This is a genomic window from Nocardioides bruguierae (genome assembly GCF_023656415.1).
GTDB classification, from domain to species: Bacteria; Actinomycetota; Actinomycetes; order Propionibacteriales; family Nocardioidaceae; genus Nocardioides; species Nocardioides bruguierae.
The window spans coordinates 107,895-127,706 of sequence record NZ_JAMOIL010000010.1; the positions used below are offsets into that span (position 1 = coordinate 107,895).

Consider the following 19,812-nt stretch of genomic DNA (forward strand, 5'->3'; position numbering starts at 1 on the left):
GCGCGAGGCTCAGGCCTCGACCTTCTCCGCGCCGCGGCGCCAGCGGATGCCCGCCTCGAGGAACCCGTCGATCTCGCCGTCGAAGACGGGCTGCGGGTTGCCGGTCTCGAAGCCGGTGCGCAGGTCCTTGACGATCTGGTACGGGTTGAGCACGTAGTTGCGCATCTGGTCGCCCCACGAGGCGGCGACGTCGCCCTTGAGGTCCTTCTTCAGCGCGGCCTCCTCGGCCTTCTTGCGGGCGAGGAGCTTGGCCTTGAGGACGATCATCGCGGCGGCCTTGTTCTGCAGCTGCGACTTCTCGTTCTGGCAGGACACGACGATGCCGGTCGGGATGTGCGTCAGGCGCACCGCCGAGTCGGTGGTGTTGACCGACTGGCCGCCGGGGCCGCCGGAGCGGAAGACGTCGGTGCGGACCTCGTTCTCGTCGATCTCGATCTCGTCGGTCTGCTCCAGCTGGGGCACGACCTCGACGGCGGCGAAGGACGTCTGGCGGCGGCCCTGGTTGTCGAAGGGGCTGATCCGCACCAGGCGGTGGGTGCCGACCTCGACCGAGAGGGTGCCGTAGGCGTAGGGCGCGTGGATCGCGAACTCGGCGGACTTGATGCCCGCCTCCTCGGCGTAGGAGACGTCGAAGACCTCGACGGAGTACTTGTTGCGCTCGGCCCAGCGCGTGTACATGCGCATCAGCATCTCCGCGAAGTCCGCGGCGTCGACGCCACCGGCGCCGGAGCGGATCGTCACGATCGCCTCGCGGGCGTCGTACTCGCCCGAGAGGAGGGTGCGGACCTCGAGGCTCTCGACCGCGGTCTTGACCTTGGGCAGCTCGCGCTGAGCCTCCTCCATGGAGTCGGCGTCGTCCGCCTCGACCGCGAGCTCGACGAGGACGCCGAGGTCCTCGATCCGGTTGCTCAGCCGCTCGAAGCGCTCGAGCTGGCCCTGGAGGTCGGAGAGCTTGCCGGTGACGCGCGTGGCGTTCGCCTGGTCGTCCCAGAGGTCGGGCGCGGCGACCTGCTCCTGGAGGGAGGCGATCTCCGCCTTCATCGTCTCCAGGTCCAGCACCTGCTCGATGGTGTGCATCGTCGCCTGGAGCTGCTTGATCTCGCTGTCGAAGTCGGGGCCTGCCACATGCGCAGACTACGGCCCTCGTCCAGCCGGGGCCTACTCGTGGGTCGCCCGCGGCCCCGGCAGCGCGTCGTCCCCGCGCCGGAGCCCGGTCGTGGCCTGGTCATGGCCGGGTCACCGCCGGCGGCGTCCGAAGACCTGCGCGGCCCACCAGCGGCCGTCGTCGTCCTTGACCGCGGCCATGCCCAGGAGGCGGAACCGCTTGTTCAGGATGTTGGCGCGGTGGCCCTCCGAGCGCATCCAGGCCCGCACGACCTGGCGGCCGGTCGAGTAGCCCATGGCGATGTTCTCGCCGGCGGTGGAGAGCTTGCAGTCCTCCATCACCGGCGTGAGGTCCTGGTGCTCCAGGCTGTTGTTCCTCGCCATCCACCGCACGTGCCGCTCGGCCTTGCGCTGCACGCAGCGCTGCCGGCGCAGCTTCACCAGGTCGTGGTTCGCGCGGGCCTTGTTGGTGACCTGGCGCGCCACCTTCTCGTAGCGGTCGCCCACGGCGGCGCCCGCGGGCGAGGCGGGGCCGAGGAGCCCGGCCGTCAGCACGAGCGCGAGCAGGGCGAGGACGGCGGCGCGCAGCCGCGTCGGGGCGCTCATCGCAGGTCCACCAGACCGGGCACGTGCAGCCGGTCCGAGGAGTAGGCGGGGGCGTCGCTGCGCCACAGGGTCGTGAACGAGGCCAGCCGCACGCGGCCGGGCCGGTCGGGGACGCAGCGCTCCGGCACGTTCACCGTGAGGCGGCCGGCGCTGCGGTCGACACCGAGGCGGGGCGTGCAGCTGCGCGAGGTGGTGCCCTCGTCGAAGAAGGCGAAGACCTCGCGGTCCTGCACCCCGAGGTCGAAGCCGGCGGACCAGGCGCTGCCCTGGCGCGGGGTGACGCGTAGCTGGAGCACCTGGTCGAAGGCGTCGCTGCGGGTGACCCGGCGCAGGGTCATGACGAACCGCACCCGGGAGCGCTGCGGCAGCGCCACGACGCGCATCTTGCGCAGGTCGATGCTGGCCTTCTGCCGGCGCGTCAGCGTGCTGGAGGCGCCCTCCTGCCAGTCACCGCGGGCGTCGGTGACGGTCAGCGGCAGCCCCAGGACGCCGGTGTCGGCCGCCTGCGCGGGGGCACCCAGGCCGGGCAGCAGGAGCCCTGCCAGGACCAGCGGCAGGGTCAGCAGCGCACGCGGGCCGGGGACGCGGCGGCGTGCCGGGCTGTGTGCCGGTGCGGGTGGCTGGGCACCGGCGGTGGGCACGGCGGGGGCGGTGGGGGTGGCGGTCATGGTGGGCCTCCGAGCGAGCCGACGGGATGACGTGACGGGCACCATAGCCCGATCGCGAAGCCCTGCCGAGTGGTTCTCCCCGGCGTCCCCGCCTCGCCGAGGAGCGGGGTTCGGGCGGCGCCTCCGGACGCGCCACGACCCCGCGCCGGACACAGGCGGGGCGGGGTCGTGGGGCTCTGCCCCGGTACGGGGCGGCCGGCGAGGCCGGGTGCGCGTGGGGGGGTCAGCGGCGCCGGAGCGTCCCGCCGTACCACTTGTGCGTCCACACCTTCTCGACGCGGACGCGGCCGTTGCTGTAGGGAGCGTGCAGCACCATGCGGTGGCCGTTGCGCCAGCCGGCGAAGATGCCGACGTGGTAGACGCCGCTGGAGCCGTAGAAGAACATCATGTCGCCGCGGCGCATGTTCGACTTCTTGATGCGGCCGGTGAACTTGGCCTGGGCGCTGGACGTGCGCGGCATGCGCTTGAAGCCGGCCTTGCGGAACGAGAACATCGTCAGGCCGGAGCAGTCGAACCGGTTCGGGCCGTCGGCGCCGTACTGGTAGGGGTCGCCCTTCTGGTTCGAGGCGACCCGCGTGCCCTGTCGGACGTTGCGGAGGGTCGCCTTGCGGTGGGCGGCGGTGCGCTTCTGTGCCGCGTTGGCGGCGGCGGGACCGTTCTCGGTCGTGGTGACGGCGGAGGTGACCGCGAGGAGGCCGAAGGCGAGGGCCGAGACGACGACCAGGCGGGTGGTGAGGTTCCCCAGGGCGCGCAGCGCCGAGGGCATGGCAGCAAGCTTCAAGACGTGAGTCCCTTCCACGCCTGTGAGGTGAGCTGTCGGGTTCGGGCGGAAAGGTGCCCGGCCGTGCACGCACGGCTTCACCCCGAGCGGTAGCCCGGTTCGTCGGGACCGCGATAGGTGGGTCCCCCACTCCTGCCCTGGTGGTGCTCGGCCGGCCGCGACGGGCCGGGTACGTGGACCGGTCGACAGGCGGGGCAAGGACTCGGCGTTCGCCCGTGGACCGGTGGTGCTCTTCGTTGCGATGTGTCCCGAGGACCGTAGGCAGGCTCCCTGAAGGGAACCCAAACCATCACGGGGGTTCTCACGTCTTCCTCACAGCCGGTTGCGGGGAAGACGGGGGCATCGCTGTGCATCCGTGCTGGTGAGAGCACTTCTGCACGATGCAGATGTGACTCCACGCACTTTTACCGAAGAGACCTTTCTTCACACGACTGCCGTGCGCTAGAGGCACGTCATGCGGACGGCCACGCCCGCCATCTGCGAACAGGGTGTGCTCGACCTCTTACGGACCGTCCACGTCCGCCGAGCGGACGCCCTTGCCGGCGTCCCCGCGCCCCGGGGGCTCGTAGGCGGTCTCCTGGCCCGTGAGGCGACGGACGATCGGCTCCACGTCCCCCAGCTCCACCCCGGCCCAGTGGCGGTGCATGCGCTCGGCCACCGCGAAGGTCGTGCCGCTGCCCCCGAACGGGTCCAGGACGAGGTCGCCGGGCTCGCTGGAGATCGTCAGCACCCGCTCCAGCAGTCGCTCGGAGAGCTGGTTCGCACCCCGGTTCTTGGTGCCGCGGTGCCGGACGGGGGTGATGTCGGTCCACACGTCGGAGAGGTTGATGCCGTCGGGGTGGATCTTGTCGCGGTGGCCGCCGTAGTCCTTCACGTCGCCACCGCAGTGCCGGCACGTCTCCACGGGCAGCCGTGGGCGCTCGAAGCGTGCCGGCTTGCCGCGCGTGTAGTAGAGGAGCGAGTAGTGGGAGGGGTAGAGGCGCCCCTGGATCGGCAGGCTCATCTTCAGGTCCACCGCGACCCAGTGGCGGAAGGTCAGGCCGAGGGTGTTGAGGACGTGGCCGAGCTCGATGTTCCAGCGCGGCACGTGGTAGAGCCACAGCGCGCCGCCGGGCTTGAGCACCCGGGCGCACTCGCGCAGCCACTGCTCGCACCAGGCGAGGTAGTCGGCGTCGTCCAGGCGGTCGGTGACGCCGGCGCCGTAGTCCTTGTCGAGGTTGAAGGGCGGGTCGGCGAAGACCACGTCGACGCTGGCGTCGGCGACCGTCGGCAGCCAGGCCAGGCAGTCGCCCTGGTGGAGGGTGCCGAGGTCCGTGGTGAGCACCGCGCGGGTCTCCCCGCGGGTCGGGCCGCTCACCGGATCGACGCCCGCCGGCGCGCCGCAGCCCGGTCGTGCTCGATCCACTCCTGCTCGGTGCGCCGCTGCACGTTCTCCAGGCGCTGCACGGCCCAGGCGTTGTACTCGGGCTCGAGCTCGCAGGCCAGCCACCGCCGCCCGAGCTGCTCGGCGACGACGGCGGTGGTGCCCGACCCGGAGAAGGGGTCGAGGACGAGGCCGCCCGCCGGGCTCGAGGCGAGCACGAACTTGCGCACGAGCTCCTCGGGCTTCTGCGTCGGGTGCGGGGTCTTCTCCCCCATGCCGTTGCAGGTGGTCGGGACCTCGATGACGTCCTTGGGCTTGGCGCCGAGCGGGTGCGGCTGCCAGGCCTCGGCCCGCTGCTCGCGCCCCTGGCTGAAGGCGCTGGTCTCGGCCTGGGCGCGGCCGGGGTACTTCAGGGTGTGCGCGCCGTAGGGGATGCGCACCGGGTCCTGGTCGATCCGCGTCGCGCGGGACTTGCGGAAGTGCAGGATCGCCTCGTGGCTGCGGCCCCAGTCGCTCCCCAGGTTCGCCTTGTTCCTGTAGTGCCACACCAGCCACCGCACGGAGTGGAAGTGCCGCATCGCGGGGTGCTTGAGGTCGGCCAGCACCTCGGGGAACCCGCACACGTACAGGCTGCCGGTGGGCGTGAGGACGCGGGACGCCTCGACCATCCACTCCATCGACCAGGAGATGTAGGCCTCGGCGGACTCGAACGAGTCCCACGCCGCCTTCTTGATGTTGTACGGCGGGTCGGCGAAGACGAGGTCGACGCTGCTGTCCGGCAACGTGCGCAGCCAGGCGATCGAGTCGCCCTCGAACAGGGCGCTCTCCCCGGTGCGGTGGACCTCGCGCGGGGCGGGCAGCGGTTCTGCCGGGGCGCTCATGCCCGCTCCTCCCGCTCCCGCTCGTCGGCTCTCGACGGCGCGGGCATCCTACGGTGCGCCCGCCTCAGCCGTCCGTGGTGGTGGACGCCGAGCCCTCCGCCGCGACCGTCGCCTCGCCGGGTCCGCCCGGCACCGTCAGCGGCAGGTCCAGCGGCGCGCGCAACCGCACCAGGACGGTGTCACCACTGACCGAGACCTCCGCGCTCAGACCCGGGTACTCCGACGTCGCCCCCACCTGGTCCAGGTAGGACGCCACACCCGCCCGCGCCGCGTCCGCGTCCACCGGCAACGCACCCTCCGGAACCCCCTCGGTGTACAGCGACGTGCCGGCCGCCCCCGCGTCCGCCCCGTACAGCGCCGCCCCGTCGGCCAGCGTCGAGAGCCCCGAGCGCTGCAGGTAGGCCGCGCTGGCGTCGGTCACGATCGCCACCGCCCCCAGCAGCACCACCAGGAACCCCACCACCAGCACCGTGGTCTGGCCGGCGTCGTCCTTCCTCCTCGCCCGAGGCTCGCCCACCGTGCTCACCCCACTGACAGAGTTCACCGGGTCACCTCCTGGTAGCGGCCCACCGGCACCGCGTGCGTGGCCGCCACCGCGAACGTGGGCCCGACACCGAACAGGTCGGGGAAGGGCAGGTCGACCCGGCTCTCCACCACCACCGTCACCACCGCGGTGCCCGAGTGGCAGTCGGCGTAGCCGCCGCAGTCGAAGGACACGTCCGCGCTGTTCTCCACGCCCTGGTCGGCCAGGGCCCGGACGGCGGCCGCCCGCCCCGCCTCGGCACCGGCCGCGTCGTCGCCCGCGAGCACGTAGGCGCGCGCCGACGAGCGCGCCGCGGACTCGACCGCGAACGCGCCGCGCTGCACCTCGAAGACCGAGAGCAGGAACCAGATGAGCGGCACCAGCAGCAGGATCACCAGCCAGGTCAGCTCGATGACGGCACTGCCGCGGTCGCCGCGGCCTCGACGCTCCCCGCGGGCGGTCACTGCTCCGTCTCCTGCACGGCGCTGCCCGAGACCTCGAAGGCCACGGCCGGCCCACCGATGCCCAGCGCGGGCACCTCGGCCCGCACGGTGACCACGACGGTGGGTGCGCCGTCGACGGACACGACGTCCGCGCTCACGTCGTCGGCGAACCGACCCGAGACCACCGACGACGCCTGGCTCACCGTCCGGGCGCGCGCGTCCTCGGGCCCGCGCCCCACCACGGCCCCGTAGCGGGCACCGTCGGAGGCGGCCGAGGCGAGCGTGTTGCGCACGAACAGCGTCAGCGCCAGCTGGAGGATGCCGAGCACGAGCGGGAGCACCACCGCGAGGACCAGCACGAAGTCGACGACGGCGGAGCCACGCTGGCCGCGCCGCCTCCTCGACGTGGCCCGGTCTCGGGCAGGGCGCCGGTCGTGCGGTGCGCTCACTGCACCGAGTCGAGCGCCGCCCGCACCATGTCGGCCATGACCGGGCCGGCGAAGGCGCTGATCGCTGCGACGATGCCGGCGGTCATGACCGTGACCATGACCCAGCCGGGCACGTCACCGCGGTCGTCGCGGCGGGCGCCGCCGTCGGAGGCTGCGGCCAGGACCAGCAGGCCGGCCAGGGCGACCCGCAGGCTGGTGAGGAACGCCGCGGAGCGGCGAGGGGCGGTGCGGTCGTCGTGCATGGGGGTGTTCCTTTCCCGAGAGACGCCCCGCGAGCGGGGCCGGACACAGGGAGCCAGGTCAGGTGACGCTGAGGCTCAGGCCGATGAGGCCGGGGTAGAAGGCGAAGAGCACCGTGACGGGCAGGACGAGGAAGACGACCGGCACCATCATCAGCACCTCGCGGCGTGCGGCTGACTCGATGAGGGTGCGGCGCCCGGACTCCCGCACGTCGGCGGCCTGGGCGTGCAGCACGTCGGCCAGCGGCGTGCCGCGCTCGACCGCGGTGGCGATGCCCTGGGCGAACCGGGCCACGGCCGGCAGCCCGGTGCGGGCGGCGAGCCGGTCGAAGGCCTGGGCGACGGGCGCGCCGGTGCGGATCTCGCCGAGCACCACGGCGAGGTCCTCGGAGAAGGCGCCGCGGGAGCGGGCCACCACGCGGGACAGTGCGCCGACGGGGCTCTCCCCCGCCGCGACCGCGAGCGAGAGCAGCTCGGCCAGCGTCGGCAGCTCCGCGAGCACCAGTCGCTCGCGCTTGGTGACCTGCTGCCCCAACCACCAGTCGCGGCCGAGCACGCCGAGGGCCAGCGCGACGGCGCACAGGGCCACCGCACCGAGCACCGAGCCGGGGTCCGCCAGGGTCCGCACGAGCCCGACGCCGGCCGCGACGGTGAACGCGGCCAGGCCCCACAGCACCTGCTCGACGCGGAAGTCGTGCACGCTCTGCTCCAGGCCCGCCCGGTCCAGGCGCCGCCGGACGGACGCGCTGCCACCGAGCACCCGCTCGACCAGCGCGGCCGCGGAGCGCACCGGCGGCCCGAAGACACCGACCAGGGCCGACGTCCGGGACGCCGGGGCGACGCCGGGCAACGGCGCGCGGCCGACCTGCGGCAGGTCGCGGACGTAGGGCAGCACCCGCACGGAGAGCTGCGGGCGGCGCAACGCGCGCACCCGGCCCACGGCGAGGATGACGCCGGCGGCGGCCGTGCCGCCGAGCAGGCCCCCGACGACGGCCGGGTCGAGCACCACCAGCGGAGCCAGCAGCGGGACCAGGAGGGAGTCGGTCATGCCAGCACCCGCTTCTCCCGGGCAGCCGGCCCACGCGCATCATCACGCGGTAGGCGAGCACGCAGGCGCCCGCCCCGACCGCCAGGATGATCGCGCCGGTCGGCGTGGAGTAGGCGCGCATGAGGTCGGGGTTGCCCGACATCAGCAGCAGCACCAGCCACGGCGCCGCGACCGCGAGGCGGGCGCCGTTGACCGTCCAGGCCTGGCGGGACTCCAGCTCGGACCGGGTCCGGGCGTCCTCGCGCAGGAAGGTCGAGAGATTGCGCAGCAGGCGACCCAGGTCGCCGCCACCCACCTCGCGGGCGACGCGCAGGCCCTCGAGCACCCGGTCGCCGACGGGGTCGGCGAGGTCGGCCTTCAGCCGGTCGAGGCAGTCCCCGAAGCGTCCGGAGACCTGGTAGTCGAGCGCGAAGGAGGTGAACGCGGGGCGCAGGGCCTCGGGCCCGCGGACGCCGAGCGCGCCGAGGGCGTCGGGCAGCGACATGCCCGCGCGGACGGCGGAGGACAGGTCGTCCACCGCCTCGGGCCAGACCTCGGCCAGCTCGCGCTGGCGGCGGGTCGCGCGCCCCGAGACGATGCCGACCGGCAGGTAGGAGGCCAGGGCGCCGAAGGCCAGCGCCACGGGCGGGGTGAGGGTGACGACCCAGACGACCAGGGCGACGACCAGGCCGAGCCCGGCGCACAACGCCACGAACCCGCGGGGCGAGACCTCCCGCAGGCCGGCGGAGGCCAGGAGCCGCTCGACGCGCCCCGGGCCCGGCGGCTCGCTCGGCTTCTCCGCGCGCGGCACGGCGAACGCCGACCAGACGAGCAGCAGACCCAGGCCGACCCCGAGACCGACGAGGGCGCCCATCAGCGACCACCCGCCAGCAGCGCGTGCACGTCGATGCCCAGCCGCTCGAAGCGCTCCGGACGCGGCGGGGTGCCGTGCGCCCGCACGAGCTGCCCGCCACGGCGGGTGAAGATCGGCTCGGTCTCGATCACGTCGCCCTCGGCACGGCCCGGCACCGCGACGATCTCGTTGACGTGCCGTCGTCCGCGGGGGTCGAGGCCGAGGTGGACGACGAGGTCCACCGACGTGGCGACCGTGGGGACCACGAACCGGCTGGAGATGTTCTCGCCGGCCAGCAGGGGCAGCGTGCACATCTTCAGCAGCGCCTCGCGGGCGGAGTTGGCGTGCAGGGTGCACATGCCGGGCAGCCCGGCGTTGAGCGCCAGCACGAGGTCGAGGCACTCGGCGGCGCGCACCTCGCCGACGATGAGTCGGTTGGGGCGCATTCGCAGCGCTTCCTTCACCAGGTCGCGCAGGGTCACCTCGCCGGTGCCCTCGAGCCCCGCCTGGCGGGTCTGCATCGCCACCCAGTCCGGGTGCGCGAACCGCAGCTCGAAAACCTCCTCGGCGGTGATGACGCGCTCCCCTCCCGGGATCGCGGCGCTCAGGGCGTTGAGCATCGTGGTCTTGCCTGCCTGGGTTCCGCCGGCCACCAGGACGTTCAGCCCCGCGCGCACGGACGCCTCGAGGAAGGCGGCGGCCTCGCTGGTGAGGCTGCCCAGCTCGACCAGGTCGGCGGTGCGCGCCGCGCGGAGCACGAACTTGCGGATGTTCACCGCCGAGAACCCGCGGCTGATGCCCTCCAGCACCACGTGCAGCCGGTGCCCCTCGGGCAGCATCGCGTCCACGAAGGGCCGGGACAGGTCGATCCGGCGCCCGGAGCTCTTCAGCATCCGCTCGACCAGCTCGTCGACCTGCCCGCGGGTCAGCCGCAGGTTGGTCAGCTCGTGGCGCCCCCGGCGGGCCACGAACACCCGGGAGGGGTCGTTGATCCAGACCTCCTCGACCTCCGGGTCGTCCAGCAGCGGCTGCAGCGGACCGAACCCGCTGACCCGCGCGACCAGCTCGGCCACCAGCGCCTCGACGTCGTCGACCGGCGCCACCGCTCCCGTCAGTGAACGCTCGTCGTGGGCACGCACCAGCGAGGTCGCGAGGCGCCGCACCACGGCGGACTCCACCTGCGGGTCCACGCCCTCACGGCGCACCAGCACCCGCAGCTCGGCGTCCAGCTGCTCCACCAGCGCCGCGTCCGTGCGCGCAGGGGCAGCCGCGGAGGAGGTGAGGTCGGTCGTGGTCGAGGGGGTCATGCGGCTCCGTCCCGAAAGGAGTCGTCGGTCGCCCCGTCAGGAACAGGGCGACGCCGTGCCCGACCCTTCTACCCCGGGTAAAGAACGCCTACACACCCGATCCCCAGGCCTGGGGACAACCCGCTCCGCAGGGATCGCGGAGCCCGGCACGCACCTGGTGCGTCCCGGGCTCCGCGATGACCACCTCAGTACTTCTCGGACTGCCCGCCGTCGACCGGGATGGTGGTGGCGTTGATGAACGCCGCGTCCTCGGAGAGCAGGAACGCCACCACGGAGGCGACCTCCTCGGGCTGGCCCCAGCGCTGCTTCGGGTTCACCTGCACGAAGGCCTTGCCGGCCTCCTCGGGGTTCTCCGGGTCGAGCTGGCGGAAGGACGCCTCAACCATCGGCGTGAGGATGACGCCGGGGGCGATCGCGTTCACGTTGACGCCGAACGCGCCGTACTCGACGCCCGAGTTGCGGGTCAGGCCGACCACGCCGTGCTTGGCGGCCGCGTAGCCCGACTGGTTGCCCACGCCGCGGATGCCGCCGACCGAGGCGGTGTTGAGCACCATGCCGGAGCCCTGCTTCTTCATCTGGGCGAGCACGTGCTTGAGGCCGAGGAAGACGCCGCGCAGGTTGATGGAGACGACCTTGTCGAAGACGTCGACGCCGAAGTCCTCGGTGAGGTCCTGCTTGCCCTCGATGCCGGCGTTGTTGAAGAAGCCGTCGATGCTGCCGAGCTCGGCGACGGTGCGGTCGACGTAGGCCTTGACCTGCTCCTCGTCGGAGACGTCGGCGGTGATCGTCAGGACCGTGGCGTCCGGGGCCACCTTGGCGACGGCCGCGGCGGTCTCGGCCAGGCCCTTCTCGCTGACGTCGACGAGGGCGAGCGAGGCGCCCTCCTCGGCCAGCCGGACGGCGGCCGCGCGGCCGAGGCCGGAGCCGCCACCGGTGATGAGGACGGCCTTGTGGGTGAAGCGCTGCATCGCTGGAACCTCCTGGGAAGACGGGCTCGTCACCGTGACGGGCCCCACACGGAGATATTAACGATACAGTCAGTCTCGATATTCCGGAGGTCCGGACCAGCGGCCGCCGGCACAGCGAGCGCCTAGGCTGACGTGCGATGCAGACACCACCCAGCGCCCGGCCCGGTCGAGGACGTCCCCGTGACGCCGCGCTCGACGAGAAGGTGCTGGAGGCGACCCGCACGCTCGTGCGCGACCTCGGCTACCACGCGGTGACCATGGACCGGATCGCCGCCGCCGCCGGGGTCGGCAAGGCGTCCCTCTACCGGCGCTGGCCCCACCGGGCGGCCGTCATCACCGCCGCGTTCACCCCGGAGCTGACCACGGTGCCCGCCATCGACACCGGCGACGTGGACGGGGACCTGCTGGCCCACCTGCACGACACCCTGGGCATGCTCCTGCTGCTCGGCGACCCCTCGGTGGTCGCGAGCGCGATCGCCGAGTGGGGCGACGAGGGCCAGCGCCACCTCGGCGACCTGCTGCGCCGCCGCAGCGAGCACGGCATCGAGGTCGTCCAGCGCTGGCGCGAGGCCGGCGCGCTCAGCGAGGGCTGGCGGGCCGACCTGCTCATGGACTCCTGGTCCGGCTACCTGCTGCTGCGCGTGCTGCTCGACCGGTGCGTGCCCACCGAGGAGGAGCTGGTCTCGCTCGTGCAGCAGGTGCCGCGGGGGTAGGCCGCAGGTCAGTCGTCGAGCTCGGCGCGGGTGGGCATCGCGGGCTGCGCACCGTGCCGGCCGACGCAGAGCGCGGCGGCGCGGGCGGCGCGGTCGAGGACGCCGGGCAGGTCCGAGGCGGCGTCCGCGCACCGGGCGAGGCCGTCGCACAGCGCCGCCACGAAGCAGTCCCCGGCGCCGGTGGTGTCGGCCACCTGGTCGGCGGCGACGGCGGAGAACTCACCGGCGACGACGCCGGCGTAGAGCCCGCCACGGCTGCCGAGGGTGACCACCGCCAGCTCGCGCACCTGGGCGGCGAGACGGGTGACCGCGCGGGTCGGGTCGGCCAGCCCGGTCAGCTCGCGCGCCTCGTGCTCGTTGACCACCAGCACGTCCACCAGCCCCAGCAGGTCGTGGGAGAGCTCGGTGGCGGGGGCGGCGTTGAGCACGATCCGCTGCGTCATGCCACGGGCCTCGCGGGCCACCTTCTCCACGGCGGCCACGGGCAGCTCGAGCTGGAGCAGCAGCACGTCGACGGGCCCGGCGCCGGCGAGCCGGCCGAGCACCTCGTCGGCGTCCACCTGGGCGTTGGCGCCCGGTGTCACCACGATGACGTTCTCGCCCGCCTGGTCGACCAGCACGGTCGCGCCGCCACTGGGGCCTGCGACCTCCTGGAGGCCCTCGACGTCGATCCGCTCCTGGCGCAGCGCCGAGCGCAGCAGCGTGGCGTCCGGGTCGTGGCCCACCGCCCCGAGCATCCGGACGTGGCACCCGAGCCGCGCCAGCGCCACGGCCTGGTTCGCCCCCTTGCCGCCGGGCAGGGTGCGGGTGCGCAGGGCGGTGACGGTCTGGCCGCCGCGCGGCAGGTCGGGCACGCGCAGCACCCGGTCCGCGTTGAGGCTGCCGACGACGGACACGACGGGGGCTCCGGTGCTCACGTGCCCCACCCTAGGCAGGGCGGTGGTGACGCACCGCACTCACCGAGGTGACCGGCGCGGCGTCACGACGGGGGTGTCCGCCACGTCCACGACACCCGCGTAGAGTCGTTGAATGTGAACGCACTTGATCTGTCGGTCCTCGGCTCCCCCGAGCACCCCACGCTCGGGCTGGACACCTTCGGCGACGTGGGCCGCGAGGCCGACGGCTGGCCCCAGCACCAGGCCGAGGCCATCCGCGAGACCGTCGCCGAGGCGGTGCTGGCCGACCAGGTCGGCGTCGACTACCTCGGCCTGGGCGAGCACCACCGCCCCGACTACGCGATCAGCGCGCCCGACGTCGTCCTGGCCGCGATCGCCGGGCAGACCGAGCGCCTACGGCTGGGCACCGGCGTCACCGTGCTCTCCTCCGACGACCCGGTGCGCGTCTACCAGCGTTTCGCCACCCTCCAGGCCATCTCGCACGGCCGCGCCGAGGTGCAGCTGGGCCGCGGCTCCTTCATCGAGTCCTTCCCGCTGTTCGGCTACGACCTGGACGACTACGAGGTGCTCTTCCACGAGAAGGTCGAGCTCTTCCACGCCCTCCAGCGCGAGCAGCCGGTCACCTGGAACGGCTCGAAGCGGGCACCGCTGAGCAACCAGACCGTGCACCCGCGCACCGAGGCCGGCGTGCCGGCGTGGATCGCCGTCGGCGGCTCCCCGCAGTCGGTCGTGCGCGCCGCGTCCTTCGGGATGCCGCTGGTGCTCGCCGTGATCGGCGGCTCTCCCGGCCAGTTCGTGCCGTTCGCCGACCTCTACCGTCGCGCGCTGGCCGAGTCCGGGCAGGAGCTGCTGCCGATCGGCATGCACTCCCCCGGCCACGTGGCCGCCACCGACGAGCTGGCCCGCGAGCAGCTGTTCCCGCACCAGAAGGACCTCTACGAGCGCCTCGGCCGCGAGCGCGGCTGGGGCCCCTACTCGCGGATCGCCTTCGAGCAGGGCGCCTCGCCCACCGGCGCCATGTTCGTCGGCTCCCCCGAGACCGTGGCCCAGAAGATCGCCTGGGCCTGCCGCGAGCTGGGGCTCTCCCGCTTCCAGCTGAAGTACTCCGTCGGCGCGCTGCCGCACGAGCAGCGGATGGAGTCGGTGCGCCTCTACGGCACCGAGGTCATCCCCCGGGTGCGGGAGCTGCTGGCCCAGGGCTGACCAGCCGCGGGTCGACCGGTCGGCCGGCGGCCCGCCAGAGGTAGCTCACGGACCAGATCACCTCGACCAGGATGAACGCGGCCGCGCCGAGGCCGACCACGACGTTGCCGCCCAGGCCCAGCGGGGCGACGGCGCCGTCCAGCAGCACCACCGGTGACAGCAGGACGAGGGTGCCGACCGAGTACCAGCGCAGCACCCGCCCCTCCCCGGCGAGCGGCGGCACCAGCGCCACGACCGCCGTCGCCGTGGTCCACACCAGGGCGGTCTGCGCGAGCGAGTCGAGCACCCCGACCAGCGCCCCGCCGTCGAGGCCGACGTACTCGAGCAGGCTGAGCGCGCCCGCGGTCAGCGCCACCCACCCGGCGGCGGTGAACCAGGCCTGGAACGACCCGAGCGAGAGCAGCAGCGCGCCCGCGACGAACCAGCCCAGGGCGTCGGGCAGCAGGTCGAAGCCGTTCACCCGGAAGTCGGCGACGACGAGCAGCAGCCAGGCGAGCACCCAGCGCAGGGGCGTCAGGACCATCATGTCGAGCACGGTAGTGCACCCGGGGGCGACGCCGGGTGCACCGGGCGCACCGGGTGTCAGTCGGTGGGGAACGGCTTCCCGACGAGGTCGACGAGGTCGGCCACCGAGTCGAAGACCCGGGTGGCGCCGTAGGGGTGGATGTCGGCCTCCTCCTGGGTGGTCGATCCGGAGAGCACCAGCACGGTGCGCAGGCCCGTCTCCAGGCCGGCCTTCACGTCGGTGTCCATCCGGTCGCCGACCATCACCGTGGTCTCCGAGTGCGCGTCCAGCTTGTTCAGCGCCGAGCGCATCATCATCGGGTTCGGCTTGCCCACGTAGTAGGGCTGACGACCGGTGGCGGTCGCGATGAGCGCCGCGACGGACCCGGTGGCGGGCAGCTTGCCCTCGCGGCTCGGGCCGGACGCGTCGGGGTTGGTGGCGATGAAGCGGGCGCCCTTCTCCAGCAGCCGGATCGCCCGGGTGATCGCCTCGAAGGAGTAGGTGCGGGTCTCGCCGAGCACCACGTAGTCCGGGTCCTCGTCGGTGATGACGTAGCCGACCTCGTGCAGCGCGGTGGTCAGGCCGGCCTCGCCGACGACGTAGGCCGAGCCACCGGGCCGCTGCTCGTGCAGGAACTGGGCGGTGGCCAGCGCGGAGGTCCAGATCGCCTCCTCGGGCACCTCGATGCCGCTGCGCGAGAGGCGGGCGCACAGGTCGCGCGGGGTGAAGATCGAGTTGTTCGTCAGCACCATGAAGGAGCAGTCGGACTCGCGGAGCCGGTCGATGAAGTCCGCCGCCCCGGGGATGGCCTCCTCCTCGTGGACGAGCACGCCGTCCATGTCGGTCAGCCAGGTCTCGACCGGTCGGGTGCCGCGGTCGCTGCCGTCGTCCTTCTTCTCGCTCTTCGTCACGGGCGCGACGCTAGCGACTCCGCGCGCGGCGCAGGCATCACCCCGAGGTGGCCTGGACCTGCCCCGCCTCGAGCCGGAAGCCGACCCCGCGGACCGCGACCACCTTGTCGGTCACGCCGACCGACTCGAGCTTCTGCCGCAGCCGCCCGATGGTGACGTCGAGGGTCTTGGTGGAGCCGTACCAGTTCTCGTCCCACACGTCGGCCATCAGCCGGCCGCGGGAGACCACCTTGTCGCGGTGGGAGGCGAGGATGCTGAGCACCTCGAACTCCTTGCCGGTCAGCGGGACCTCCTGGTCGCCCGCGTACACGCGGCGCGCGGCCGCATCGATGCGCAGGCCGTTGGGGTCCTCGGGCACGGCGGGCGCGAAGCCGTTCTGGGTGCGGCGCAGGAGCGCGCGCACGCGCGCCTGGAGCTCGGCCAGGCCGAACGGCTTGGAGAGGTAGTCGTCGGCGCCGTAGTCGAGCCCGACCACGCGGTCCAGCTCGGCGGCGCGGGCCGTGACGATCATGATCGCCCCACCGAAGCCGCTCTCGCGGGCGCGGCGGCAGACCTCGAGGCCGTCCATGTCGGGCAGGCCGAGGTCGAGGATCACCACGTCCGCGGCGACCCCCTCGAGGTCGGCCAGCGCACGCTCGCCGGAGTCGACCCAGGAGACGTCGTAGCCCTCACGCTCCAGCGTCCGGACGAGGGGGAAGGCGATGTCCTCCTCGTCCTCCACCACGAGCACCCGCTGAGCCATGGCCCGAGCATAGAGGCACGCGGCGTCGGCCGGGCCACGTACGCCCGATCCGAGACCGCCTCCGACGCCGTTGCGACGTCGCATCGTGCCTGGTCAAGACGCCCTTGCCGATACTTTCCACCGCCGGGCGGGGTCTGCTAGCACCACCTCTCAGGAGGTCGTCCCGAGGGTGTAGCGGACGACGGCGGGGGCGTCGTCCTCGGTGAGCGCCGGTGCGCTCTCCGGCAGCGAGACGGTGAAGGTGAACGTGGCCTCCGCGCCCGCCGCGAGCGTGCCCTGGTCGGTGGTGAAGTCGGCCATCGCGCCGAACGCTCCGGCGTACACCTGCTGCCCGTCGCGGCGGATCTCCAGCCACAGCGCGCCGTCCGCGGCGTCCGTGGCCGCACCACTCTCGGTGAGCGAGAGACGGGCCTCCTCCGGGCCGGCGTTGCTGATCGAGACCGACCGCGTCATCGACTCCCCCGGCTGGAGGGCCGCGACGGTGAGGACGGCGGCGGAGCCCTCCGTCGCCAGGGTGACCGCGCCCTCGGGCGACCCGGGGGCGCGCAGCGGGGTGCCGGAGATCCACACGGCCAGCGCGAACACCGCGACGACGGCCGCCGGGACGGCGAGCACCCGGAGCGTGCGGGCGTGGAGGACCTGGCCGGGAACGGGCACGGTGGTCATGGGGGGACACCTCCTGCGGCCGACCTCGCCGGGCGTCTCCCGGTCTGCTGCCTGGTCGGTACGACCACGCTAGGAGCCGACCCCGCACAGCGCCGCCACGTTGGCGCCACCACCGGTCCACGGTTCGGTAACACGTGTGCGCAGGTGTGCTCCGAGCTGCGCGAGCGGCCCGCGCCGCACCGCCGCCTCAGCGGGTGGGGACGAGCGCCGCGGCGAGGTCGCCGTGCTCGGCGACCCGGGCCAGCGTCTCGCCGAGCGTCACCTGCTCCAGGCCCAGCGGGTCCTCGGCGCCGGCCTCCACCTCGGCCCACGTGACGGGGGCCGCGACGGTCGGTCGGTCCCGCCCGCGCAGCGAGTAGGGGCTCACCGTGGTCTTGGACGCGGCGTTCTGCGACCAGTCCAGGAAGACGCGCCCGACTCGGCGTGTCTTGGTCATCGTGGCCGTCACGAGGCGCGGGTGGTCGCGGGCGAGACCCTCGGCCAGCTCCTTGGCGACGGCCGTGGCGTCCTCGGAGGCGCGGCGCGGCCGCAGGGGGGCGTACAGGTGCAGGCCCTTGCTGCCGGAGAGCACCGGCACCACCTCCAGGCCCGCGCCGTCGAGCCGGTCGCGCACCTCGAGAGCCACCTGGCAGCACTGCTGGAGGCCGGCGTCCTCACCGGGGTCGAGGTCGACGACCAGCCGGTCCGCCCGGCGGGGACGGCCGGTGGCGGAGACCTGCCACTGGTGGGCGTGCAGCTCGAGCGCGGCCAGGTTGGCCAGCCAGGTCAGCGTGGCGAGCGAGTCGACGACCGGCATCTCCAGGGTGTCGCCGTGCCGGGACTCCCCGCGGGAGCCGGTGGTCGGCACGCTGACGACCCGGACCCACGACGGCGTCCCGCGTGGCGCGTTCTTCTCGTAGAAGGAGGCGTCGCCGACGCCGTGCGGCCACCGGATGCGGGTGATCGCGCGGCCGGCCAGGTGCGGCAGCAGCACGGGGGCGACCTGGGCGTAGTAGTGCAGGACCTCGCCCTTGGTGGTGCCGGTGCGCGGGTAGAGCACCTTGTCGAGGTTGGAGATCCGCAGGGTGCGGCCCTCGACCTCGACGTGCACCTCCTCGCCACCGGCCACGCGTCAGCCCCCGATCGCGATCACGGGGGTGCCGCGGTCGTCGAGCCGGGCCAGGGCGCCGCGCAGGAACCAGCGGGGGGCGCTCACGCAGCCGGCCGTGGCGCCGTCGCCGTTGACGTGCAGGAAGATCCCGGCGCCGCGGTGGCGCACCTTGCCCGCGTTGTAGTTGACCACCACGGCGTACTCGTACTCGGTCGGGTAGTCGGCCAGCCGCTCGGAGCAGTCGGGGTCGGAGCAGCTCAGCCACCAGCGGAAGCCACCGCGGCGCTTGTTGCGGTACTCGTTGTAGTAGTCGGACTCGTTGTCCTGCACCCAGTAGTCGCCGGCCTTGATCCTGCGGTAGTCCAGCTGCCAGTTGTCCCGCTCCTTGCGGGTGCCGAACGCGAACGGCAGCCGGTAGGTGCCCACCGGGGTCGTGCCGGTGCCCTGCTCACGCTTCGTCGGGCCGACCAGGCCGCCGTAGCCGATGCGGCCGTCGCGGGCCTTCATCCGCCGCTGCCAGCCGTCGTCGGTGCGGCGCCAGAACGCGACGGTCGCGTGGATGCCGGAGCGGCGGTTGACCGTGATCACCTGGGTCGTGCCGCGGCGCAGGCGCACGCGCACCCCTCCCAGCCGGACCGTGCGGTTCTTCCTGGCCGACGTCAGGGTGCCGGCCGCGGCGAGGTCCGTGGCCGCGAGGTCGGTGGCCGCGACCGTGCCCGAGGGCGCGGTCGGGGCGGCGGAGGTCGGCGCGACGGGGCCGGCGCCGAGCAGGCCGAGCACGAGGGCCAGCAGGACGACGGCCCGGCCGGTGCTGCGGCCGGTGCCGGACCGGTGGCCGGGGTGGCTGGTGCGGGGGGTGCTCATCGTGTCTCCCGAGATCGGAGGTGGGTCAGAGGTCGTCGGGCGTGAGGTCGGTGCGGACCGCGACCAGCGACGGCTGGCGCAGCCGGGTGTGCCCGGACCCGTGGGTCTCGACGTCGACGACCAGCACCGGCTCGACCCAGGTCGTGCCGGTCGCGTCGACCCGCGGGACCTCGTCCGCGAACGGGCTGGCGCCTCGTCCGAGCCCGGTGACGAGCTCGGTCAGTAGCCGGCTCGCCCGCGGTCCGATCCCACTGCCCACACGCCCACGGTAGGCCAGTCCGTCGGGCGTGGGCTCGCCCACGAGGAGCGCGGCGAGCCGGTCGGTGCTGCCCTCCTGCGGCCGCCAGCCGCCCACGACGTAGCTGCCCCGGTGCCGGTGGGCGAGCTTGCGCCAGTGCGGGCTGCGCTCGCCGGGGCGGTAGGTGCTGGTGCGGCGCTTGGCGACGACGCCCTCCAGGCCCTGGCTGCGCGTGGCCTCGAGCAGCATCGCGCCGTCGTCGTAGTGCTCGGGCACCGCCCAGCCGCTGCCGGCCAGCGCCTCGGCGAGCAGCGCCCGGCGCTCCAGCAGCGGGCGGCCGGTGAGGTCCTCGCCCTCGAGCCGCAGCAGGTCGAAGACCATGAACGTCGCCGGCAGCCCGGCGGCCAGCCGGGCCGCCGTCGCGGCACGGCGCACGTGCATGCGCTCCTGGAGCACCCGGAAGTCCGGCAGGCCCGCCCCGTTGAGGGCGATCACCTCGCCGTCGACGACGAGATCGGCGTCGGGGGCGGCCGCGACGACGTCGGGCCAGGCGAGCGTGGAGGAGTTGCCGTTGCGCGTCCACGTCGCCACGCCGTCGTCCGCGCCCGGGCCGGAGGCCCCGACCTGCGCGATGGTGCGCACCCCGTCCCACTTGACCTCGTGCACCCACTCCTCGCCGACGGGCACCGGGTCGGCCTTGGCGGCGAGCATGGGCAGGTACGGGATCACCCGCCCATCCTGCCCCTCCGCCCCGCCCTCCCCGCAGCGGCCG

Annotated in this window: 23 protein-coding genes, 1 pseudogene and 1 riboswitch; of the genes and pseudogenes, 2 read left to right on the forward strand and 22 right to left on the reverse strand. The window is 73.7% G+C overall.

The window, feature by feature from the left end; all coding sequences use genetic code 11:
- Positions 1 to 9 precede the first annotated feature (9 nt).
- From prfB to M8330_RS09440, 14 genes and pseudogenes are all read right to left on the reverse strand, one after another.
- Complete coding sequence (prfB, locus tag M8330_RS09375) at positions 10 to 1,125, reverse strand: peptide chain release factor 2 (protein ID WP_250054087.1); 1,116 nt, start codon at positions 1,123 to 1,125, stop codon at positions 10 to 12.
- A 111-nt stretch (positions 1,126 to 1,236) separates the two neighbouring features.
- Positions 1,237 to 1,710 (reverse strand): CAP domain-containing protein, encoded by a 474-nt coding sequence (locus M8330_RS09380; RefSeq protein ID WP_250827104.1) that lies wholly within the window; start codon positions 1,708 to 1,710, stop codon positions 1,237 to 1,239.
- Positions 1,707 to 2,378: a hypothetical protein gene (locus M8330_RS09385; RefSeq protein ID WP_250827105.1), complete on the reverse strand. Its 672-nt coding sequence runs from the start codon at positions 2,376 to 2,378 to the stop codon at positions 1,707 to 1,709. The genes M8330_RS09380 and M8330_RS09385 overlap by 4 nt, the downstream gene beginning before the upstream one ends.
- Positions 2,379 to 2,601: 223 nt before the next feature.
- On the reverse strand, positions 2,602 to 3,144 hold the full coding sequence (locus M8330_RS09390; protein WP_250054093.1) for a C40 family peptidase: 543 nt from the start codon (positions 3,142 to 3,144) through the stop codon (positions 2,602 to 2,604).
- A 23-nt stretch (positions 3,145 to 3,167) separates the two neighbouring features.
- A riboswitch (cyclic di-AMP (ydaO/yuaA leader) is annotated at positions 3,168 to 3,312 on the reverse strand.
- 349 nt (positions 3,313 to 3,661) lie between these two features.
- Entirely contained in the window at positions 3,662 to 4,516 is an 855-nt protein-coding gene (locus tag M8330_RS09395) for a DNA-methyltransferase (RefSeq protein ID WP_250827106.1), read from the reverse strand.
- Positions 4,513 to 5,403, reverse strand: a complete 891-nt coding sequence (locus M8330_RS09400; RefSeq protein ID WP_250827107.1) for a DNA-methyltransferase — start codon at positions 5,401 to 5,403, stop codon at positions 4,513 to 4,515. Before M8330_RS09400 ends, M8330_RS09395 begins: the two co-directional genes overlap by 4 nt.
- A 64-nt stretch (positions 5,404 to 5,467) precedes the next feature.
- Positions 5,468 to 5,947 carry a pilus assembly protein TadG-related protein gene (locus M8330_RS09405; RefSeq protein WP_250827108.1) on the reverse strand — a complete coding sequence of 160 codons (480 nt, stop codon included), beginning with the start codon at positions 5,945 to 5,947 and terminating at the stop codon, positions 5,468 to 5,470.
- On the reverse strand, positions 5,944 to 6,390 hold the full coding sequence (locus M8330_RS09410) for a hypothetical protein (protein WP_250827109.1): 447 nt from the start codon (positions 6,388 to 6,390) through the stop codon (positions 5,944 to 5,946). Before M8330_RS09410 ends, M8330_RS09405 begins: the two co-directional genes overlap by 4 nt.
- Positions 6,387 to 6,818: a TadE/TadG family type IV pilus assembly protein gene (locus M8330_RS09415; RefSeq protein WP_250827110.1), complete on the reverse strand. Its 432-nt coding sequence runs from the start codon at positions 6,816 to 6,818 to the stop codon at positions 6,387 to 6,389. Before M8330_RS09415 ends, M8330_RS09410 begins: the two co-directional genes overlap by 4 nt.
- Entirely contained in the window at positions 6,815 to 7,060 is a 246-nt protein-coding gene (locus tag M8330_RS09420; RefSeq protein WP_250827111.1) for a hypothetical protein, read from the reverse strand. The genes M8330_RS09415 and M8330_RS09420 overlap by 4 nt, the downstream gene beginning before the upstream one ends.
- Positions 7,061 to 7,118: 58 nt before the next feature.
- Positions 7,119 to 8,105: a type II secretion system F family protein gene (locus tag M8330_RS09425; RefSeq protein ID WP_250827112.1), complete on the reverse strand. Its 987-nt coding sequence runs from the start codon at positions 8,103 to 8,105 to the stop codon at positions 7,119 to 7,121.
- Between the two features lie 199 nt (positions 8,106 to 8,304).
- Positions 8,305 to 8,958: pseudogene (locus M8330_RS22420) on the reverse strand (type II secretion system F family protein); the annotation flags it as partial.
- The gene (locus tag M8330_RS09435; RefSeq protein WP_250827113.1) at positions 8,958 to 10,244 is read right to left on the reverse strand and encodes a TadA family conjugal transfer-associated ATPase; all 1,287 of its coding nucleotides are present in this window, start codon (positions 10,242 to 10,244) and stop codon (positions 8,958 to 8,960) included. The gene M8330_RS09435 and the pseudogene M8330_RS22420, both read right to left, overlap by 1 nt.
- 185 nt (positions 10,245 to 10,429) lie before the next feature.
- A complete protein-coding gene (locus M8330_RS09440) occupies positions 10,430 to 11,212 on the reverse strand; it encodes an SDR family oxidoreductase (RefSeq protein ID WP_250827114.1) in 783 nt (260 codons plus the stop codon).
- Between the two features lie 137 nt (positions 11,213 to 11,349).
- Here M8330_RS09440 and M8330_RS09445 point away from each other — a divergent pair, with 137 nt between their 5' ends.
- Positions 11,350 to 11,925 carry a TetR/AcrR family transcriptional regulator gene (locus M8330_RS09445; RefSeq protein WP_250827115.1) on the forward strand — a complete coding sequence of 192 codons (576 nt, stop codon included), beginning with the start codon at positions 11,350 to 11,352 and terminating at the stop codon, positions 11,923 to 11,925.
- Positions 11,926 to 11,933: 8 nt separating this feature from the next.
- On the opposite strand, the gene M8330_RS09450 is transcribed toward M8330_RS09445, so the two are convergent.
- Entirely contained in the window at positions 11,934 to 12,842 is a 909-nt protein-coding gene (locus M8330_RS09450) for a ribokinase (protein WP_250827116.1), read from the reverse strand.
- A 114-nt stretch (positions 12,843 to 12,956) separates the two neighbouring features.
- On the opposite strand from M8330_RS09450, the gene M8330_RS09455 reads away from it, so the two are divergent.
- Positions 12,957 to 14,024 (forward strand): LLM class flavin-dependent oxidoreductase, encoded by a 1,068-nt coding sequence (locus tag M8330_RS09455; protein WP_250827117.1) that lies wholly within the window; start codon positions 12,957 to 12,959, stop codon positions 14,022 to 14,024.
- On the opposite strand, the gene M8330_RS09460 is transcribed toward M8330_RS09455, so the two are convergent.
- The 7 genes from M8330_RS09460 to M8330_RS09490 form a co-directional block, all read right to left on the reverse strand.
- On the reverse strand, positions 13,987 to 14,550 hold the full coding sequence (locus tag M8330_RS09460) for a hypothetical protein (RefSeq protein WP_250827118.1): 564 nt from the start codon (positions 14,548 to 14,550) through the stop codon (positions 13,987 to 13,989). The genes M8330_RS09455 and M8330_RS09460 overlap by 38 nt on opposite strands.
- Before the next feature lie 56 nt (positions 14,551 to 14,606).
- Positions 14,607 to 15,368, reverse strand: a complete 762-nt coding sequence (locus tag M8330_RS09465) for an HAD-IIA family hydrolase (RefSeq protein ID WP_250054200.1) — start codon at positions 15,366 to 15,368, stop codon at positions 14,607 to 14,609.
- 109 nt (positions 15,369 to 15,477) lie between these two features.
- Entirely contained in the window at positions 15,478 to 16,182 is a 705-nt protein-coding gene (locus M8330_RS09470) for a response regulator transcription factor (protein ID WP_250827119.1), read from the reverse strand.
- A gap of 150 nt (positions 16,183 to 16,332) precedes the next feature.
- Positions 16,333 to 16,848: a COG1361 family protein gene (locus M8330_RS09475; protein WP_250827120.1), complete on the reverse strand. Its 516-nt coding sequence runs from the start codon at positions 16,846 to 16,848 to the stop codon at positions 16,333 to 16,335.
- Positions 16,849 to 17,035: 187 nt separating this feature from the next.
- Positions 17,036 to 17,956, reverse strand: coding sequence for a non-homologous end-joining DNA ligase (gene ligD, locus M8330_RS09480; RefSeq protein ID WP_250827121.1), 921 nt, complete (start codon positions 17,954 to 17,956; stop codon positions 17,036 to 17,038).
- 3 nt (positions 17,957 to 17,959) lie between these two features.
- Complete coding sequence (locus M8330_RS09485) at positions 17,960 to 18,802, reverse strand: hypothetical protein (protein WP_250827122.1); 843 nt, start codon at positions 18,800 to 18,802, stop codon at positions 17,960 to 17,962.
- A 25-nt stretch (positions 18,803 to 18,827) separates the two neighbouring features.
- Positions 18,828 to 19,769 (reverse strand): ATP-dependent DNA ligase, encoded by a 942-nt coding sequence (locus tag M8330_RS09490; RefSeq protein ID WP_250827123.1) that lies wholly within the window; start codon positions 19,767 to 19,769, stop codon positions 18,828 to 18,830.
- Positions 19,770 to 19,812: the final 43 nt, after the last annotated feature.

Coding starts and splice junctions, on each gene's coding strand:
- M8330_RS09445 (WP_250827115.1), top strand. CDS start 11,350: ATGCAGACACCACCCAGCGCCCGGCCCGGTCGAGGACGTCCCCGTGAC.
- M8330_RS09425 (WP_250827112.1), bottom strand. CDS start 8,105: ATGACCGACTCCCTCCTGGTCCCGCTGCTGGCTCCGCTGGTGGTGCTC.
- M8330_RS09380 (WP_250827104.1), bottom strand. CDS start 1,710: ATGAGCGCCCCGACGCGGCTGCGCGCCGCCGTCCTCGCCCTGCTCGCG.
- M8330_RS09390 (WP_250054093.1), bottom strand. CDS start 3,144: ATGCCCTCGGCGCTGCGCGCCCTGGGGAACCTCACCACCCGCCTGGTC.
- M8330_RS09465 (WP_250054200.1), bottom strand. CDS start 15,368: ATGGACGGCGTGCTCGTCCACGAGGAGGAGGCCATCCCCGGGGCGGCG.
- M8330_RS09475 (WP_250827120.1), bottom strand. CDS start 16,848: ATGACCACCGTGCCCGTTCCCGGCCAGGTCCTCCACGCCCGCACGCTC.
- M8330_RS09460 (WP_250827118.1), bottom strand. CDS start 14,550: ATGATGGTCCTGACGCCCCTGCGCTGGGTGCTCGCCTGGCTGCTGCTC.
- M8330_RS09385 (WP_250827105.1), bottom strand. CDS start 2,378: ATGACCGCCACCCCCACCGCCCCCGCCGTGCCCACCGCCGGTGCCCAG.
- M8330_RS09400 (WP_250827107.1), bottom strand. CDS start 5,403: ATGAGCGCCCCGGCAGAACCGCTGCCCGCCCCGCGCGAGGTCCACCGC.
- M8330_RS09440 (WP_250827114.1), bottom strand. CDS start 11,212: ATGCAGCGCTTCACCCACAAGGCCGTCCTCATCACCGGTGGCGGCTCC.
- M8330_RS09485 (WP_250827122.1), bottom strand. CDS start 18,802: ATGAGCACCCCCCGCACCAGCCACCCCGGCCACCGGTCCGGCACCGGC.
- M8330_RS09470 (WP_250827119.1), bottom strand. CDS start 16,182: ATGGCTCAGCGGGTGCTCGTGGTGGAGGACGAGGAGGACATCGCCTTC.
- M8330_RS09420 (WP_250827111.1), bottom strand. CDS start 7,060: ATGCACGACGACCGCACCGCCCCTCGCCGCTCCGCGGCGTTCCTCACC.
- M8330_RS09435 (WP_250827113.1), bottom strand. CDS start 10,244: ATGACCCCCTCGACCACGACCGACCTCACCTCCTCCGCGGCTGCCCCT.